The organism is Photorhabdus stackebrandtii (assembly GCF_011189495.1).
Classification (GTDB): domain Bacteria; phylum Pseudomonadota; class Gammaproteobacteria; order Enterobacterales; family Enterobacteriaceae; genus Photorhabdus; species Photorhabdus khanii.
Map to the genome: position 1 here is coordinate 52,198 of NZ_PUJV01000002.1, position 19,959 is coordinate 72,156.

Genomic DNA, 19,959 nt, shown 5'->3' on the forward strand with positions numbered 1-19,959 from the left:
ACAAGTATCCTGCTAACATTGTCGATGACTGAACCAAGTACATCGGTTGCTCATCCACAATGCATCGTTTTAATATCATTTAACAATGATGAAAAATCAAATAAATCTGGAATAATTACTGAAATTTTACGAATTGGTAAGAAGAGAACAGCTTGATAAGGATGTGGATAGAATAGCCTCCTTTCTTGCCAAGAAGCTCATATTAGGCTGCTTTAGTTCAATTGTAAAATTTATTTAAACTTTTTATTGGCTTCCAATAATGAATCTATTTCATTCAACATTGCCTGCCCTTTTTCCTGTGGTAATTGGGCATCTACCGGTAAATACCACCAATTTGGCCGGGCAAATTTAAAGCACTTAACAGCATCTTTTTCCGTCATGAGTAAATTCTGGTTTGTATCAGTCAGATGACTCAGTTGTTCTTCTGTGTACATTTGATGATCGGCAAATGCATACTCTTTTTGCAGGTCAACACCTAACTGTTGCAGAGTCGCAAAAAACCGTGGTGGATGCCCGATCCCTGCCATAGCAACAACGTGAGGTATGAAGTTTACTGCCCGCTTTTCACCGCTAACCATATTCACCGCCAACCCGCCAACTAATGTCATTGATAATTCGCCGGATTGAGGCATACCGCCATTGGTAATAATGGCATTAACCTTATTCAACCGCCCGGATAACTCACGCATTGGACCAGCCGGAAGCCACCAACCATTACCAAAGCGGCGTACACCATCAATAATCGCGATTTCAAAATCCCGTTGCAAAGCATAGTGCTGTAAACCATCGTCAGTAACGATGATATCCAACGGCGTATCTGCCAGTAACGCTTTTACTGCTTCAACCCGTTTTGGCGCAACCGCTACAGGCGCACCAGTACGACGATGGATCAGCACCGGTTCATCACCCGCCTGAGCCGTAGTGGTGTTATCAGTCACCAACAAAGGATAATTTTCTGCTTTACCGCCATAGCCACGGGACACAACACCAACCCGGCAACCTTTTTTCTGCAACTGTTCCACCAGCCAGATAACAACTGGAGTCTTGCCATTACCGCCGGCAGTCAGATTACCCACCACCACAATAGGTACAGGCGCTTTCCAGGATTGACTCAACCCCGCTTTATAACTCAAACGCCGTAAACCACTTATCAGCCCATAAAGGGCTGAAAAAGGTAATAACAGCAAATAAAACCATGAGCGGCCTGACCATATGCGTTCAATCATTGCCCAAATTGCATCCGATGTAGTTGTGAGTAAACACCATTGTTCTCCAATAGAGAGAGATGATTGCCTCGTTCAACAATATGTCCGTCTTCGATAACCAGAATTTCATCCGCTTTTTCAATGGTTGAAAGACGATGTGCAATAACCAGTGAAGTTCTGTTTTTCTGCAATTCATCCAATGCCGCCTGAATTGCCCGCTCAGATTCAGTATCCAATGCTGATGTCGCCTCATCAAGAATCAGAATCGGAGAATCACGCAACAAGGCGCGTGCGATAGCAATACGCTGGCGCTGACCACCCGAAAGCAGCACACCATTTTCACCGATCATAGTATCCAGACCGTTATCCAACTTCCTGATAAAGTCCATTGCATAGGCCATCTCAGCCGCCTTCTCAATCTCTTCGCGGCTGTACTGGTTTTCACTGGCATAAGCAATATTGTTCGCTACGGTGTCGTTAAATAAATGGACATTTTGCGATACCAGGGCCACCTGGCTACGCAAAGAGAAAAGCGTATACTCCCGTAAATCATGACCATCAAGCAAAATGTTACCTGCGCTGATATCATAAAAACGGGTCATCAAATTGGCTATTGTGGATTTACCAGACCCCGATCGCCCTACCAGCGCGATAGTTTTGCCGGCCGGGATATGCATGGAAATATTTTGTAACGCCGGCAGTTCTTTGGTCGGGTAGCAGAAAGTGACATTACGGAACTCAATATCACCTTTCGCTTTTTTAAGCTCCAATTTGCCATCATCTTTTTCCTGTTCCATATCCAAAATAGCAAACAGAGTCTGACAGGCGGCCATACCACGCTGGAATTGTGCGTTAACATTAGTCAAAGATTTCAATGGGCGCATCAGCGCAATCATGGATGAGAATACGACGGTAATTTTTCCGGCGGTCAGTGTTTCCATAATATCCGGAAAGCTTGCCGCGTACAGTACGAAAGCCAAAGCAAACGAAGCAATAAGCTGAATAATCGGATCAGAAATTGATGAAGCGGAAACCATCTTCATGCCTTGCTGACGCATACGGTTGCTGACTGTATTAAAGCGCTCCGCTTCTACTTTCTGCCCGCCGAAAATCAGCACTTCTTTGTGCCCTTTCAGCATCTGTTCCGCACTGGCGGTGACTTGCCCCATGCTGTTCTGCATATTTTTGCTGATACTGCGAAACCGACCCGATACGACACGAATAACTAATGATACTATCGGCGCAATCACAATCAGGATCATAGATAGCTGCCAGCTATAGTAGAACATCAGAATAAACAGACCGATGATTGACGCCCCTTCCCTGACCACGGTAATCAGCGCACTGGAAGAAGAAGAAGCTACCTGTTCAGAATCATACGTAATGCGGGAAAGCAAGGTCCCGGTAGATTGCTGATCAAAGAATGACACCGGCATCCCCATCATATGGCTGAACAGACGACGGCGCATCTGCATAACCACTTTACCGGAGACCCAGGAGATACAGTAACTTGATACAAACCCGGATAGCCCACGCATAATCATCAAAGCAATCACAACCAGTGGCATCCATTTCAGTACATCACTGCTTGCTTTGCCGAAACCTTCATCAAGTAAAGGCTTAAGCAATGAAAGCATTAACGTATCACCGGCAGCATTAAGGATCAGTGCAACCGCAGCAACTATCAGCCCAATCTTAAAAGGAAAAATGATTGGCCATAGTCGGCAAAAGGTCTGCCAGGTAGAAAGGTCTTTATCATTCATTATTGAGTTACCAACACCAAAAGAAATAGCGGGTTATTCTACTCATGATCACCACGAATACCAAACCACTGATGATACCAACGTGACATAATTTGTTGCCTGTAGCCCACAATTTCAACGTAATCGCTATAAAAACAACCGGTTATCTGCCCAGACACCGCGGTAGTACGCCATTCTGCCCCAGCCTTATGATAACGCCGCTGCACCTTGACCGAAGGGAGTCGCCACGGGCTATAGCGTGCAACAGAGGCCAATGCATATTGCGGTGCCACGGTATGAATAAAAGCTGCCGTAGATGATGTGTTGCTACCATGATGTGGAACTTGCAATATCGTCGATCTTAAATTCTCTTTTTCTATTCCCAGCAGCTTATATTCCCCCTGCTTTTCCAGATCCCCAGTCAAAAGCAGGCTGTGTTTGCCATCATCTACACGAATGACACAGGATTCATTGTTACCCGCATGTAATGATCTTGCCGGCGGCCATAATACACGGAAGCTCAACCCCTGCCAGCGCCACTGTTCACCACGTATACATGGAAGATGTTCACTGTTAATTAAAGGGCTTCTGACAGAAATATCAGGATATTTTTGTTGTAAGAACGCCAGCCCACCCGAATGGTCAAGGTGATCATGACTGATAATAATCTGCTCCGGCGTTAATCTGTGCCAACGCAAATAAGGGATTATCACCCTCTCGGCCATACTGCCGGTTTCCCAACGATTACCGGTATCAAAAATCAGCGCCTTGCCCTCTTTTTCAATGACAACAGCCAGCCCATGCCCAACATCAAGCATAGAAAACCGCCATAGATATTCTTCGTTACGCCTCAGATAACAGAGCATGAGCCCTAAAGAAATGCCAATCAGTAATTTGTATGATTGCCACCAGGCGAATCGCCAGATAATGACAATAAACCAGCCAATAAATGTGATTAATAGAGGAAAACGGCCAGTTTCACGCCATGACTGCTGCAAAACTGGCAAAGGGATCAAAGAGAAGGTCACAGAGTAATCGACTAATTGCCATAATAAAGCGTGAATAACAGGGCAAAAAGTGCTGATTAATGCCAACATAATCAACGGCACAGTAATAAAAGAGATGATTGGCACTGCCCAAAAGTTAGCAAATAAAGCGGCAAAATTAACGCCATGAAACAACAATAGCTGGAGGGGAATGAGCATCAACATCATGCCCATTTGCATATATAACCCACGCAGCCATAGCCACTTCCAGCCATAACGAAATGGCTCAGTCAACGGCGCCCAGTAAAACCAGAACATCAAAGCCATCACAGCAAAGAAGGAGAGCCAGAAGCTATCAGAAAGCACAGTCAGGGGATCAAATAAGAGAATAATTGCGGCTGTCCACAATGCCCACTGCCAAGGAAAACACAGGATATTTCTGTAGCGTAAATAGAGCCAGAGAGTTAAACCAAGTAATGCGCGAATAGCCGGAATTCCCCAACCCGATAGCCAGACATAATTCATTGCTACTATCCAGCCGGTAATCAGTGGGAATTTGTGCCCTATCCAGCTAACAGGAAAGAAGAGTTGCAATACCCTTGCCATTCCCCAACCAAACATGCTGGCAACGGTAATATGCAACCCTGAAATTGCCATAAGGTGAGCTGTGCCTGTCTGTTGTAATAATAAGTTATCCTCCTTACTTAGCCATTGACGCTCACCGAATGCTAATGCCATTGCAATACCACTGTACTTTAATTCACGCATAGCCGGAGCAATATGACTGACCAGTTGCTGACGTAAGCTACATTTCCCGTCAATTAATTCAGCGTGAATCACTTTCCCGGTTAGAGGCTGGCGGATAGCCAATGCCCTGCGCTGGCTATCATAACCGGCTTGATTTAGCTGACTATGAACTGGCCGTAATTTCATTTTTAATTGCCATTTTTGACCGGCACACAGAGATTCAAGCGAAATATTCCAATAAACAGAAATATACAGTGGTGGGAAAATAATTTTATTTTCATCTGCAATAATACGCAGGAGAACCCTGTTTTTTCCTTCAGTTACTTCATCACCTAATGACAAGCTCTCAACAATTCCCTGCGATAAGTACTCTTTCTCACTAAGATAGATTATTTGTTCAAGCAGATGATTTCCCTGCCAGCATCCGATAAGAAATGCCAACAATGAAATTGATACCATCCGGCAAAGATAGGATGGCAAAAACAAACAGAATAAAGCCAATAATATCAATGCAATAATCTGCTGTTTTTGCGGCAATTCAGGCAGAAAAAGCAAGGGTATAATACCGGCAATAATGGCTATCGCAACCTGATTCACACTGATTACCGGAACAGGCTGTTTCCAATTTGTCGTTATCCTGTTTATCAAAACTGAAAGCCACATCCTTGTTTACCCTATCCTTACCCTTTTATTTTACTCAACAAAGTATTTCTTATTATTTAAAAGGCAGCCAGAGGTATCAGAAGAATTATCAAACACCTTCGCAGATTAATTTCAGACTAAGAGTAATTTCACAGAAAAATGTGAGCAACTTCGCAAACAATCAGGAACCGGCATATTGTTTTTGATCCCCCCCTTTATATTCAGCACAGATATCGAATAAAATACATTATGAGTTCATGCTTGTACTACAGACACAAACACGCAAGCAAAGCTATCAAAAAGTTATATTATCCATTTATTATTACCATTAAATTTATTGTTTTTGAAATCATTAGTGAAGACTGTAAAGCAATAAAATAACCATATGTAAAATAAAAAACTATTACCATTAGGTATTATCTCTATTATTGAATGCTAATTTGGTAAAATTACACAAACCACTATCTGATTTTTGTGATTAATATCGCATTGATTAAACATGAATAAGATTAGATTACTATTTCCACTCTATTTTTATGTGAAAAACCATGTTAAATATAAACAAGGTGTTTTTTTATGAAAAATGAAATAATTTTATCTGATTCTTTACAAGAGAATGATCTCACTAGACTATTTAATGATGAAGCGTTAGCAATTCATGTAAAAAAATATGTCGATAGTCATATTTCAGACAAGCTCTCTGATTTTTTCCTCACTCACAAAAATCTAGAACTTCACCCTCATGATTTGAAAAAAGGAGACAAAACTATTTTTGTGGATTATGGCGTTGATAGAGTTGGTATATCCTACAACACGACCTTTGGAAAACCCAAAGATAGCGATAGTTATAAAAAATATTTTGAGAACGCGTTATCCGCAGTAAGGAATGTCAGAAATTTCTGTGCTCCAATGTTGGCTCCTTTCGATAAATTGCGTTTAGAGTTGGATGAAGTCTGGTCCGCAGGTGCCAGTATTGCAAACTTTGAAGGTAAAAAGATGCACGTTGGCATCGCCAGGGTGATGAAAAGGCCCGAACTCTCTTTCATGGTTGAAAAACAACCTCATTTTGATGGACTTCAACAGCAATCTGTCAATTTGTTAGGACAATTCTCGGTAAATATATATATAAAAATGCCGGTAAATGGAGGAGAGCTAGAATTGTGGGATGTCCCTGCAATTCCTATCACCGAGTTAATCGAAGATAATGCAGAAAATGATTGGCGAGGCACTCTTCCGCCTTCCATCCTTATTAAACCAGAACAAGGAGATTTGATCATAATAAATACCAGGAAACCCCATGCCATTCGTAGTTTTTCCGATGGGTGTAGAATATCATTACAAAGCTTCATTGGATTATCACTAAATAAACATCTTATGCTATGGAATTAATTATATGGTTGATGTAATGAGTACATTAGGAACGTTTTTTCTTTTAGGATTGGGAGCTGCGGCTCCCGTTGGCCCTATAAATATAGAAATTATGCGCAGACACTTGAATATCAGTTGTCTTCACGCTGTGGTTTTCGGTTTAGGTGCTTGCTTTGCCGATATAATTTATTTATTACTTTTAGGTGCCGGGGTATTACAATTATTCTCTAATACTATTTTTATGCCTATTCTGGGTTTTTTAGGTGCGTTAATCGTCATTTGGTTTGGTATTACCAGTTTTCTAAATAAGAAAAAAGAAGAAAACAGAAATATCATACGAAAGCCCTATCACAGGCAATTTTTTGATGGTGTATTATTAACACTCTTAAATCCGTATAATGTTATTTTCTGGTTGTCTGTCAGTGCGCAACTCAACAATATTACATCAGGTAAATACAGTTTAGCTATTGGTGCGTCAGGTACAATTATTGGTGTTATATTTTGGGTGGCATTGATTAATGCTGTTATATTTTTCTCCAGGAAAATGCTCAGTCATCGTGTTATTAAATTTATTAATTATACCAGTGGAGTCATTTTGATTATGCTTGGGATCTATTTCTTTTCATATTCAATAACATTATTCAATCTGCATTTTTCTTAAGCAGGAAACGCAGTGCCTGAGGAATGAATAAAATTCTTGATCAAACGAAAGTCATGGATATCCTCAGGCATAATTAAAAATTTCTGTACCTGTACTTAGAAAAAGCTGAAATTAAAATAATCACGATAGTCTCATCACTTATCGTTGATCAAAAGAGAGAAAAATTCATTATGAAATATAATATCAGGTCATTTATGAACAATTAAAGTTAATGTTATCTCAATCAGTATATTATTTTCTCAAAAAATGATAAGAAAATCATTTCGTTATCATTATTCATACTCAAGATATGCCCTACAGTGAAAAAAACATGCTAAACATGGATAGTGGTTTGTTAGCCACTATCCAATGAAGTTGGTCGCCTTTATTTATATAACCCCAGCTCTTGATTAAACCAATTCATCTACGATTTTGTTTTTCAAACTGTTCGCAAATGAATTGGCTTTCAAAAAGAACCGCCCCTCTATTATTGACTACCAACGCACTTCTGATGTGGATAAAAACATTACAGAATCAACATGCCCAAACAGGTCATAATCAACCTGCATACTGGTTGGTATCCGAAAATCCAGTAGCGTATACAGTTCTGTCCAGCCAACATCTTTCTTGAGAAATTTTCGCGGCGGAAGAACCTTTTCAGGCTTACCAAACTGCTCGTGAACCCATTTCCTAGACATTAAGGACTTCAAAGGAGAAGGTAATTCATTAGGGAATTGGTATAAGGGTCTCTTCTGATCAAGCAGAAAAAGCTCTACAGCAAATAAAACCTTACCATCTCTTTTAAAAGCTAAATGCATACCCTCTTTAGCCATATTTAAAGTAATATCTGGATCTCCAGGGTATCCTGTTGGTTTCGTTTTATAAGGGATTAATCCTTCATTAAAAATTTCCTGATAAGACTTCCCCAGACTGTTTATTAATGCCTCTACGTTGATTGTCATTTATATAGCCCCTGTTCTTCATTAAGTTCGTGCATTTTTGCCCGAGCATTTTTAAGTTGCGCTTCTGATGCACCATAATCCTTTAATGCTGGAGTTATTGCCTCAAAGTCTCTATCAATATGGGCTGAAACCTGAAATTCCTGTTCGTTCGGCGTCCATAATATCGTTGGCCGATTTTCTCCCGGCTCCCAGAATTCATAATTACCGGTGGTCCGATTCAGTGTCATCATACGAACCGGTACTTTATCCAGACCACTTTCCGGGCTAACGTGATACCCCTGAACTGTCATCCTGCCGCTTTTTTCATCTCTTATCCAGCAGAAACGCACACGCGTCGGGGCTTGACCAAACTGTTCAGCAATCTCACTAAGACGATAGCGGTTTAAGTAGTCCTCTTCACCTTCATTCAGCCTCGGTGAATAAAACAATCCCATTAACCCGACCGTCAACGGATTTGGGGCCGCCAGCCAGCGCCCGGAGCTGATAACACTCCCGCCAATGTAACGCATCACCCGCGCTTCACCATCCGCTACCACGCTGCGGGTGGTGGCCGCCACTGCCGTAGCAGCCGCTTCGACCTCCGCTTTTCCACCGCTAAACCACCGCTTATACCACGGCAATTTTTTATCCTGCGGCTTATCCGGTTCTGGCGGGTATTTCTTGCCCTGAGGAGGAGGCTCAGGCTTTTGCGCCGTTATCGGAGCGGAAGATGACGGCACCTGATATACCGCCATTCGCCCGAAGTTATCAGCAGGTTCAGCCTCGGTTCCGGCATCCGTACAGCCTTTGCCCCGCTGGCAGGATTTGGTAAACACCGGTATCAGGGGCGGCGGAGCCTGCGTCACTAGTGGTTCGGGTTGAACGCTGCCCGTTTCCTTCACCGGCGAAGAGAAATTCTGCACCACCATATTAGTCGGTGCGACAGCCCGGTCAGCAGACTCATCCTGCTTCTCATAGCTGTCCATCACGAAATTAATCAGCCGGGCCCGACAGGGGCAGGTGCTGACACTATCTAATGTGCCCGCCAATCGTCGTCCCATGCTAAACATACTGGGTACACCCCCGGCAATAATGTAAGTACCGGAATGTTTACCACAGGTGACGTGATCCCCTTCACGCGCGGTTGCCCGCCCGTTAAATGTGATGGTCTGGTCACCAGTGATAATGACTCCACCACAGGTCGTTTTATCACCAACGAGCAGATAATAGCCCTTTGCCATCCTATTCGCCTCTCCATTGGTTTACCACATGAAGAGTGTGCCTAACTGAAATTATCATCATATTCTTATCACTTATAGGCTAATATATGATCAACACTGCAATAGATTTCACTTAGAAAGACATAGGAATATTCCGAAAATTATAGAAATGAGGTTGATTGATTCTGGTAATTCATCATATCTCGTAACAATTTGGATACAATTTTTCAGTAAAGGAGGGAATCACAAATGAATTTAAAATCAATGGCAACATCGGTTTTATGTACCAAATGATTTTTTGGGGAAATCATGTCAGATTGACAAGATTATGGAGGCAGGTTTTCTTAACATAATAATCAGCTCTTTTTGTATGAGCCTTATTAGAATCAAAACGCTGACCAAAAGGTCAACACTTTGTTATTAATCTAAAACAGCACCCAAAGGTGCTGTTTAGAATAAGCAATAACTTGTTATCTTCAAACTTAATCGTAGATATTCACGCGATCACGTAACTCTTTGCCAGGTTTAAAGTGGGGAACATATTTACCTTCCAGTTCCACTTTATCACCCGTTTTAGGGTTACGACCTACGCGCGCGGCACGGTAGTGAAGAGAAAAACTGCCGAATCCGCGCACCTCTATACGCTCACCATCTGCCAATGTTATTGCCATATGGTCGAGCATTTCTTTCACTGCATCTTCAACGGTTTTGGCCGAAATATGAGATTGCTGGCCAGCAAGTCTTTCGATTAATTCAGACTTGGTCATTAGTACCTCCCTAAACTACCGTACTTGGATAACACGAATGTGATGTGTTATCCACCGTTATTAACTCTAATTACTCGCCTTTAGCTGCTTTGAAAGCTTCAGCCATTGCGTTGTTAGCAAAGTTTGTGTCTTCTTGTTTGTTCACAGAAGCAATAGCGTCTTTTTCATCAGCTTCGTCTTTAGCGCGAACAGACAGGTTGATTACACGGTTTTTGCGATCAACACCAGTATATTTAGCTTCAACTGCATCGCCAACGTTCAGAACCAGAGTTGCATCTTCAACACGGTCACGAGAAGCTTCTGATGCACGCAGGTAACCTTCAACTCCGTCAGCCAGTTCTACTGTAGCGCCTTTAGCATCAACCGCGGTAACTTTACCATTAACAATAGCACCCTTCTTGTTTACAGACAGGTAGTTATTGAATGGATCTTCCGCCAGTTGCTTGATGCCCAGAGAGATACGCTCACGCTCTGCGTCAACTTGCAGTACAACTGCGGCAATTTCGTCGCCTTTTTTGTATTCACGAACGGCTTCTTCACCGGTAACGTTCCAGGAGATGTCAGACAGGTGAACCAAACCGTCGATGCCGCCATCCAGACCAATGAAGATACCGAAGTCAGTGATGGACTTGATTTTACCTTCAACACGGTCATTTTTGTTGTGAGTTTCAGCAAACAGCTGCCATGGATTAGCTTTACACTGTTTCAGGCCCAGGGAGATACGACGGCGTTCTTCGTCGATATCCAGAACCATAACTTCCACAACGTCACCAACATTAACAACTTTGGATGGGTGGATGTTTTTGTTGGTCCAGTCCATTTCTGAAACGTGTACCAGACCTTCAACGCCTTCTTCGATTTCTACGAAGCAGCCGTAATCAGTCAAGTTAGTCACGCGGCCAGTCAGTTTAGTCCCTTCTGGGTAACGCTTAGCAATTGCCACCCATGGATCTTCGCCCAGTTGTTTCAGGCCCAGAGATACGCGGGTACGCTCACGGTCGAATTTCAGTACTTTTACTGCGATTTCATCGCCCACATTGACGATTTCACTTGGATGTTTAACACGTTTCCAAGCCATATCAGTAATGTGCAGCAAGCCATCAACGCCGCCCAGATCAACAAATGCACCGTAGTCAGTCAGGTTCTTAACGATACCTTTAACTTCCATACCTTCTTGCAGGTTTTCCAGCAGTTGATCACGTTCTGCGCTGTTTTCAGATTCAATAACAGCACGACGGGAAACAACTACGTTGTTGCGTTTCTGATCCAGTTTGATGACTTTAAACTCAAGCTCTTTACCTTCCAGGTGAGTCGTATCACGAACTGGACGAACATCAACCAGAGAACCAGGCAGGAATGCACGGATACCGTTCAGTTCGACAGTAAAGCCGCCCTTCACTTTGCCGTTGATGATGCCGGTAACAGTTTCTGCTTCTTCGTAAGCTTTTTCCAGCATCAGCCACGCTTCATGGCGTTTTGCTTTCTCACGGGACAGAACAGTTTCACCGAAACCATCTTCAACAGCGTCTAGCGCAACATCAATTTCATCACCGACCTGGATTTCCAGCTCACCCTGAACATTTTTGAACTGTTCTACAGGAATAGCAGATTCTGATTTCAGACCCGCGTCAACTAATACAACGTCTTTATCGATAGCAACAACGATGCCGCGAACGATAGCACCTGGACGAGTTTCAATAGATAGCAGGGATTCTTCAAAGAGTTGAGCAAAAGATTCTGTCATGTTAATGATCTTCAAGATTTCAATTTAACGTCCACTTAGCTTCCCGCCGAATGGGGTTGTTTTACATGCCCTGTCACTATTCCCTGTGACAAGGTTGTTTGGTTTGTGGGAAAATTTTTTAGCCCACGTACCTAATTTTCAGTACATCACCATCAATTATAAGCTAAAAACTTAAAATTGCTTAGGTAATGAAAGTGTTTTTTTCACATAATTTAGCGCTTTATCGATAACTTCTTCGATAGACATACTGGTTGAGTCCAATATTAATGCGTCTTCAGCGGGCGCTAACGGTGCAACTGTCCGGTTACGGTCGCGATAATCACGTTCCTGTATCTCGGATAAAAGACGTTCAAAGTTAACACTAAAGCCCTTTTCCTGCAACTGTAGCATACGTCTGCGCGCACGTTCTTCTGCGCTGGCATCAAGGAATATTTTCACCGGCGCATCAGAAAACACCACCGTTCCCATATCCCGACCATCAGCAATCAAACCCGGAGTAATGCGAAAAGCACGTTGACGCCGTAACAACGCTTCACGAACCCGAGGAAAAGCAGCTGCCTGCGAAGCGGTATTTCCCACCGTTTCGGTACGGATTTCATTGCTGACGTCTTCACCCTCAAGTATTACACTTAGCTTCCCTTTTTTCGGGACAAAACGGACATCAAGATTAGCCGCCAAAGGAACTAACGCGTCTTCAGACCGGATATCCACCTGATGATGAATCGCCGCCAGCGCCAATACCCGATAAATAGCACCTGAATCAAGCAGTTGCCAGCCTAAAGCTTCCGCCAGCGCCTGACATAAAGTGCCTTTACCCGCGCCACTTGGTCCATCAACAGTTACTACTGGGGCTATCGCCACCATTATTGTTCTCCTTTCGCATGGCGAATTCATTCTTCGCCAGATGCTGAATATTTACTCAATAAAACAATCAATATCTGTAGTTTATTATACGCCCTCAAAGGGGAAGCGAAATAAGCGGATTCTACTGTAAATAGGTTTTGATCAAAGAAATACGCTTTATTGAGTCACAATCGTCGCCAGTTATGACTTCCGCTGGCTCAATCTTTCCAATTGATTGAAATAATCCGGGAAGGTTTTTGCTGTACAACCTGGATCGAGGATAGTAACCGGTGTATCAGACAAGGCCACCAGCGAGAAGCACATTGCCATGCGGTGATCATTGTAGGTGCCAATTTCAGCCGGTAGTAATCTTTGTGGCGGTGTAATCCGGATGTAATCTTCCCCTTCTTCCACCTCCGCACCCACTTTACGCAATTCAGTTGCCATTGCATGGAGCCGGTCTGTCTCTTTTACCCGCCAGTTGTAAATATTGCGAATAACGGTCTCCCCTTCCGCAAACAGCGCGGTCGTGGCGATTGTCATCGCGGCATCAGGGATCGCATTCATATCCATATCAATGCCAGTCAGGGTACCACGTTTACATTCAACGAAGTCATCACCCCAGCGAATTTTCGCCCCCATTTTTTCCAGTACATTGGCAAATTTGGTATCCCCCTGAAGGCTGTTTTTACCAATTCCAGTCACACGCACACTGCCACCTTTGATTGCCGCCGCCGCCAGAAAATAGGAAGCAGAAGACGCATCACCTTCAACCAGATAGTGACCCGGAGAGTGGTATTGCTGCCAGCCTTTAATATGGAAAACCTGATATTGATCGTGACTTACGGTAATTCCGAAACTTTTCATTAGTGCCAAAGTGATATCAATATAAGGTTTGGAAACCAATTCACCCTGAATATGAATTTCAGAATCATTTTCCGCCAATGGCGCAGTCATTAGCAATGCAGTCAGAAACTGACTGGAAACACAGCCATCTACGGTCACTTTACCGCCAATAAAACCGCCTTTAATGTGTAACGGCGGATAATTTTCCTGCTCCAGATAATCAATTTCTGCGCCCCCCTGACGCAAAGCATCCACAAGATGACCAATCGGGCGCTCTTTCATCCGGGGTTCGCCAGTGAGAATGACGTCATTTTTACCAAGACATAAAGCAGCAGCTAATGGGCGCATTGCCGTGCCCGCATTACCAAGAAACAGTTCCACCGGCCCTTTACTGGTAATCACCCCCCCCATACCGTCAACTTCACAACAGGTACGATCATCAGACAGACGATAGCTGACCCCCAATACTGTCAAGGCATTGAGCATATGGCGGATATCATCACTATCCAGCAAGTTAGTCAGACAGGTTGTGCCTTTGGCGAAAGCCGCCAATAATAGTGCTCGGTTGGAAACGCTTTTTGACCCTGGCAGGTTAATAGTTCCATTAATAGAGAAAATAGGTTGTAGCGTCAGGGATTGCATAAATAACAGGATCTCCGATTCTCAATGAAATTATTTTAAGTATAAGTGAGATATTTTTACGTTTGAGGAAATATTTCCTTAACCCTGAATATTCCGGGAACGTTTGTTCCCGGTCATGGTTGGCAAGTCAGCCGTTACGGCGTTCAAAATCAACCATAAAATCAACCAAAGCCTGAACGCCTTCTATCGGCATAGCATTATAAATAGAAGCACGCATACCGCCGGAAACACGGTGTCCTTTCAGTGCCTGTAATCCCTGAGCCTCTGCTTCTGCCAGAAATTTCCTGTCCAGTGAAGCATCTGCCATCTGAAACGGTACATTCATCAGGGAACGATTTTCAGGAGCAATCTGGTTACGGTAGAAATCACTGTTATCAATGGCATGATAAAGCAGCCCGGCTTTGGCCTGATTACGTTTTGCCATTTCTTGTACCCCGCCTTGCCCTTTCAGCCACTTGAAGACCAAGCCGGAGAGATACCAGGCAAAAGTTGGCGGTGTGTTGAACATGGAGTCACACTCCGCCAGAACGGTATAATCAAAAATCGACGGTGTTTCTTTACGGGCTTTACCTAATAAATCTTCTCGAACAATAACCAGGGTGAGCCCCGCCGGACCAATATTTTTCTGCGCTCCGGCATAAATCATACCATAACGGCTGATATCCAACGGCCCGGAAAGAATAGAGGAAGAGTAATCCGCAATAATAACTTTATTATCATCAAAATCTGGATTTTCATGAATGGCGATACCATCAATGGTTTCATTCGGGCAATAATGGACATAAGCCGCATCATTGCTTAATGACCATTCACTCATTGGCTTAACGCCTTTCAAGCCATTAATTTCGGTTTTGATATTAATCACATTCGGCGTGCAATATCTTTCTACTTCTTTGACTGCACATTCAGCCCAGTAACCGCCATCAATATAATCGGCTTTAACATTGTCACCCAAAAAGTTCATTGGGATAGCCGCAAATTGACCGCGGGCACCACCGTGGCAAAACAATACCTTATAATTTTCAGGTACTGACAATAAATCCCGCAGATCCTGTTCTGCTTCCTTTGCTACAGCAATGAATTCCTTACTGCGGTGACTGATTTCCATAATCGAAGTCCCGATACCATGCCAGTTACAGAGTTCCTGTTCTGCTCTGCGCAATACTTCAACCGGTAACATTGCTGGGCCTGCACTGAAATTATATACCTGACTCATTTACTTCACTCCATCTGACGAAATGATAATAATAACAATCTGATATATCGGTTGTATCATTCCCCTTTCATTGCTGCAATGGTTATTGAATAGCGGAATAAAGATAAACGAAAAATAACATGTATTGATGACGTAATGATAATGTGGTGGGGAAAACAACACATCCAAGGCGCTGTATTTTACAGCGCCCACACTTAACTTTTTATCACCCCAAACAATCAGGGAACGCTAACTCAATATTTAACAAACATCTCGTGAATTTTTACCGGATCATGAGTTTTAGTCAGTGCTAATTGTAAAAGCACTCTGGCCTTTTGCGGATTCAAGCGTTCAGATGCCACAAAACCATATTTGCTATCATCCACTTCCGCATCCTGAGTGACATATCCTACCGGTACACGGCTTGCTCTCACGACCACAACCCCCTCTTTAGCGGCTTTAGCCAGGGTATCGAAAATCGCTTTGTACATATTACCGTTGCCCACACCGGCGCTGACAATCCCTTGATAGCCATCATTTAGTAGTGCTTTCGCTGGCAGATCAGAAGCATTCGCATAGTTATAAACAATGCCGACTTTTGGCAGCTTATCCAGTTTGCTGACATCGAAAATAGCCTTGTCCGCTCTCGGCTTCGCTTCAGTGTAATAATTGACTTTGCCATTATGAACAAAACCTTCAGCACCAGCATTAATTGGCTGGAACGCCTGAACTTCAGTCGTACTCATTTTCACCACGGTACGCCCGCTGATAACAGCATCATTCATTGCCATCAACACACCACGGTTGGCTGATTCTTTATCACCGGCAACCACCACAGCGTTATACAGATTTAATGGGCCATCAGCACCAAGCGCCGTAGATGGGCGCATTGCACCAACCATAACAATCGGTTTCTGGCATTGGGTCGTCAGATCGAGGAAGTAAGCCGTTTCTTCCATTGTGTCTGTACCGTGTGTGATAACAAAACCATCGGTCTTGTCACAATCTGCGTTGATTTTTTTCGCCAGTGTCAGCCACACCTGATCATTCATATCTTGTGAGCCAATACTAAACACCTGCTCACCTTTCAGGTTGGCGATATCTTTGATTCCAGGAACAGCATTGACTAATACATCAATACCCACTTTTCCAGCAACATAATTGGATTCTGTTGCAGATTTGCCCCCACCTGCAATCGTTCCTCCTGTTGCTAAAAGCGTAATATTTGGCAAAGCAACAGCAGAGCCGCTGATTAATGCCAATAAACTGGCTAAAACTGTGTGTTTCATCTTTTTCATACTGCTTTCCTTAATAAAAAATATCCCATTTGGTTATGAATAATGATATCAGTAAATCTGCAATGCATACCAGACTTTAGCTACTGAAAAAAAACTCGTATGATGAACGTCTTGTAATGAGCTCTCATAAGTGAATATCATGACGCAAACCTTCATTCCCGGCAAAGACGCCGCCCTGGAAGATTCGATCAATAGCTTTCAACAAAAACTGCAACATCTTGGCTTTAATATTGAAGAAGCCTCCTGGCTGAATCCGGTCCCTCATGTCTGGTCAGTGCATATCCGTGACCATGATTGCCCTTTATGTTTTACCAACGGTAAAGGTGCAAGTAAAAAAGCCGCTTTAGCTTCTGCTTTAGGGGAATATTTTGAACGTCTGTCAACCAACTATTTTTTTGCTGATTTCTATTTAGGACAGGCTATCGCTAACGGTGAGTTTGTCCATTACCCCAATGAAAAATGGTTTGCTTTACCGGATGATGACTCCCTGCCGGAAGGCATTCTGGATACCCGGTTACGTCAATTTTACAATCCGGAGAATGACTTATGTGCAAGTCAGTTAGTTGATTTGCAATCAGGTAATGGAGAGCGTGGTATCTGCTCACTGCCGTTTACCCGTCAATCTGATCATCATACTGTTTATATTCCAATGAATATTATTGGCAATCTTTATGTTTCCAATGGGATGTCAGCAGGCAACACAGTGAATGAAGCCAGAGTTCAGGGGTTATCAGAAGTTTTTGAACGCTATGTAAAAAACCGGATTATCGCAGAAGGCATCAGCCTGCCAGAAATTCCCCAAGAAGTGATGAATCGTTATCCTGGGGTTGTTGAAGCGGTTAACAAATTACAGGATGAAGGTTTCCCGCTCTATTGTTATGACGCTTCTCTTGGTGGGCAATTTCCGGTTATTTGTGTGGTTCTGTTTAATCCCAATAATGGGACCTGTTTCGCCTCTTTTGGTGCTCATCCTGAATTTGGTGTGGCACTGGAACGTACAGTTACCGAACTGTTGCAAGGCCGCAGTCTAAAAGATTTGGATGTGTTCAATGCCCCCACTTTCGATAATGAAGAAGTTGCGGAACACACCAATCTGGAAACGCACTTTATTGATTCGAGCGGATTAATCAGTTGGGATCTATTCAAACAAGATGCTGATTATGCATTTGCTGACTGGAATTTCAGTGGTACCACAGAAGAAGAATTTACCACCTTGATGGCTATCTTCAAACAACTGGATGCGGAAGTTTATATTGCTGACTACGAGCACCTTGGTGTTTATGCTTGCCGTATTCTGGTACCAGGTATGTCTGATATTTATCCTGTGGAAGATTTGCATATTGCCAATAACACTATGGGGATTCATCTGCGTGAAATTTTATTTGCGCTACCGGATAGTCAATGGCAACCGGCAGAATATCTGGCCCTGCTTGAGCAATTAGATGAAGAAGGTCTGGACGATTTTACCCGTGTCCGTGAACTACTTGGCATTGCTGTTGGTAAAGACAATGGCTGGAGCAATTTACGTATTGGTGAACTGAAATCCATGTTGGCGCTGGCGGGTGGTGATCTGGAACAAGCGCTGATTTGGGTAGAATGGACCCAAGATTTTAACGCCTCAATCTTTACGGCTGAACGGGCTAACTATTATCGCTGTCTGCAAACATTGCTTTTACTTGCTTTAGAAGCGGATAAAGCGCCTTCGCAATATTACCCGGCATTCATAAAAATGTACGGGCAGAATGCTGTTGAAGCAGCGTCAGCGGCTGTTGCCGGTGAAACATGTTTTTATGGCCTGTGGTCAATTGATTCAGATTTAAAATCTCTGTCTGCTCATCAAGCTTTATTAGCCGCTTATGAGAAGCTGCAAAAAGCCAAATATCATTTCTGGAATGCCAAATAACATTCAATTTGGCTGAAAAGATAATTCATTATTAAAAGTAAAATTCGGGTTAAATTAAGTTTATTTAAAATAACAAATAAATAACAACTTAACCTGAATTTTTACTTATAAAATTGCCTTCCGATAAGAAAATAAAAAAATACAATAAAATTTAAAAAAAATTTAATTCATGTAACTCAATAAATTCATTAGCATTTTATCTATTCAACCCCATCAAAACAACATTAGCTTTCTGAGTATTATGATCTATATCAAATTTACTCCCTTGAGCCTTTGTTACTATCATTACGTACAATAACTAATGCATAACAAAGAGAATGTTAGTATGCGAGCTGACAACCCTTTTAACTTATTGCCACCTGCTGTAATGACACAAATCGCCGATGATATGGGTGTTTATAAAACCACCAAACATCCTGCAATAACCTATATATCAGCCATCACTGCCGGGGTTTTTATTTCTATTGCGTTTGTCTTTTATATTACCGCCACCACAGGAACCGCCTCTATCCCTTATGGGCTGGCAAAATTAGTTGGCGGAATCTGTTTCTCCCTCGGATTAATGTTAGTTGTCGTTTGTGGAGCAGACCTGTTTACTTCCACGGTGCTCACAATTATTGCTAAAGCAACCGGGCGGATAACCTGGAACCAAATGTTTAAAAACTGGATTAACGTTTATTTAGGTAATTTGATTGGCGCGCTATTTTTTGTCGCGGTGATATGGTTTGCCGGTCAATATAATGTTGCTAACGGATTATGGGGCCTAAATGTACTGCAAACGGCTGACCATAAAGTACACCACACGTTTATTGAAGCCCTGTTTTTAGGCGTTCTCGCCAATCTGATGGTTTGTCTCGCCGTTTGGATGAGTTATGCCGGACGTAGTTTAATCGACAAAATATTTGTCATGATTTTGCCTGTAGGCATGTTTGTCGCCAGCGGTTTTGAGCACAGTATCGCTAACATGTTTTTAATTCCGCTTGGTATCGTTATTAAGCATTTCGCCCCAACTGAATTCTGGATCAATGTGGGAGCAACACCTGAACAATTTTCCCAACTCACCATTTTACACTTTGTTACTGACAATTTAATTCCGGTCACTATCGGTAACATTATCGGGGGCGCAATTTTGGTGGGGTTGACTTACTGGTTAATTTATCTGCGTAGCGAGCAAAAACATTAATTAGCTCCCTCGCCGGGTTTCTCAAAAGTTCGATTATTAAAAGGTAG

At 42.8% G+C, this 19,959-nt stretch carries 14 protein-coding genes and 1 pseudogene; 4 read left to right on the plus strand and 11 right to left on the minus strand.

Annotation, left to right across the window (positions count from 1 at the left end; all coding sequences use genetic code 11):
* Positions 1 to 230: 230 nt before the first annotated feature.
* From lpxK to C5470_RS01815, 3 genes are read right to left on the minus strand one after another with little or no spacing between them, the layout of a single operon-like run.
* A complete protein-coding gene (gene lpxK / locus C5470_RS01805; protein WP_166285451.1) occupies positions 231 to 1,226 on the minus strand; it encodes a tetraacyldisaccharide 4'-kinase in 996 nt (331 codons plus the stop codon).
* Complete coding sequence (gene msbA, locus C5470_RS01810) at positions 1,223 to 2,971, minus strand: lipid A ABC transporter ATP-binding protein/permease MsbA (RefSeq protein ID WP_166285828.1); 1,749 nt, start codon at positions 2,969 to 2,971, stop codon at positions 1,223 to 1,225. Before msbA ends, lpxK begins: the two co-directional genes overlap by 4 nt.
* Positions 2,972 to 3,006: 35 nt before the next feature.
* The gene (locus C5470_RS01815) at positions 3,007 to 5,343 is read right to left on the minus strand and encodes a ComEC family protein (RefSeq protein WP_166285453.1); all 2,337 of its coding nucleotides are present in this window, start codon (positions 5,341 to 5,343) and stop codon (positions 3,007 to 3,009) included.
* 555 nt (positions 5,344 to 5,898) lie between these two features.
* Between C5470_RS01815 and C5470_RS01820 the strand changes: the two genes are divergently transcribed.
* Both C5470_RS01820 and C5470_RS01825 read left to right on the plus strand, forming a co-directional pair.
* Positions 5,899 to 6,711 carry a 2OG-Fe(II) oxygenase family protein gene (locus C5470_RS01820; protein WP_166285455.1) on the plus strand — a complete coding sequence of 271 codons (813 nt, stop codon included), beginning with the start codon at positions 5,899 to 5,901 and terminating at the stop codon, positions 6,709 to 6,711.
* 4 nt (positions 6,712 to 6,715) lie between these two features.
* Entirely contained in the window at positions 6,716 to 7,351 is a 636-nt protein-coding gene (locus C5470_RS01825) for a LysE family translocator (RefSeq protein ID WP_166285457.1), read from the plus strand.
* A 473-nt stretch (positions 7,352 to 7,824) separates the two neighbouring features.
* On the opposite strand, the gene C5470_RS01830 is transcribed toward C5470_RS01825, so the two are convergent.
* The 8 genes and pseudogenes from C5470_RS01830 to ansB form a co-directional block, all read right to left on the minus strand.
* A complete protein-coding gene (locus C5470_RS01830) occupies positions 7,825 to 8,292 on the minus strand; it encodes a DUF6392 family protein (RefSeq protein ID WP_166285459.1) in 468 nt (155 codons plus the stop codon).
* Positions 8,293 to 8,378: 86 nt separating this feature from the next.
* Positions 8,379 to 9,512: pseudogene (locus C5470_RS01835) on the minus strand (S-type pyocin domain-containing protein); the annotation flags it as partial.
* A 461-nt stretch (positions 9,513 to 9,973) separates the two neighbouring features.
* Positions 9,974 to 10,258 (minus strand): integration host factor subunit beta, encoded by a 285-nt coding sequence (gene ihfB / locus C5470_RS01840; RefSeq protein WP_021325190.1) that lies wholly within the window; start codon positions 10,256 to 10,258, stop codon positions 9,974 to 9,976.
* A gap of 70 nt (positions 10,259 to 10,328) precedes the next feature.
* Positions 10,329 to 12,002, minus strand: coding sequence for a 30S ribosomal protein S1 (gene rpsA / locus C5470_RS01845; protein WP_036848559.1), 1,674 nt, complete (start codon positions 12,000 to 12,002; stop codon positions 10,329 to 10,331).
* A 171-nt stretch (positions 12,003 to 12,173) separates the two neighbouring features.
* Entirely contained in the window at positions 12,174 to 12,866 is a 693-nt protein-coding gene (cmk, locus tag C5470_RS01850; RefSeq protein ID WP_166285463.1) for a (d)CMP kinase, read from the minus strand.
* Positions 12,867 to 13,046: 180 nt separating this feature from the next.
* Positions 13,047 to 14,333: a 3-phosphoshikimate 1-carboxyvinyltransferase gene (gene aroA, locus C5470_RS01855; protein WP_166285465.1), complete on the minus strand. Its 1,287-nt coding sequence runs from the start codon at positions 14,331 to 14,333 to the stop codon at positions 13,047 to 13,049.
* Positions 14,334 to 14,460: 127 nt separating this feature from the next.
* Positions 14,461 to 15,549 (minus strand): 3-phosphoserine/phosphohydroxythreonine transaminase, encoded by a 1,089-nt coding sequence (gene serC / locus C5470_RS01860; RefSeq protein ID WP_166285467.1) that lies wholly within the window; start codon positions 15,547 to 15,549, stop codon positions 14,461 to 14,463.
* Positions 15,550 to 15,782: 233 nt separating this feature from the next.
* On the minus strand, positions 15,783 to 16,826 hold the full coding sequence (gene ansB / locus C5470_RS01865; RefSeq protein ID WP_166285469.1) for an L-asparaginase 2: 1,044 nt from the start codon (positions 16,824 to 16,826) through the stop codon (positions 15,783 to 15,785).
* A 139-nt stretch (positions 16,827 to 16,965) separates the two neighbouring features.
* Between ansB and ycaO the strand changes: the two genes are divergently transcribed.
* Both ycaO and focA read left to right on the plus strand, forming a co-directional pair.
* Entirely contained in the window at positions 16,966 to 18,729 is a 1,764-nt protein-coding gene (gene ycaO, locus C5470_RS01870; protein WP_166285472.1) for a 30S ribosomal protein S12 methylthiotransferase accessory factor YcaO, read from the plus strand.
* Positions 18,730 to 19,054: 325 nt separating this feature from the next.
* Positions 19,055 to 19,912, plus strand: coding sequence for a formate transporter FocA (gene focA / locus C5470_RS01875; RefSeq protein WP_166285474.1), 858 nt, complete (start codon positions 19,055 to 19,057; stop codon positions 19,910 to 19,912).
* Positions 19,913 to 19,959 lie beyond the last annotated feature (47 nt).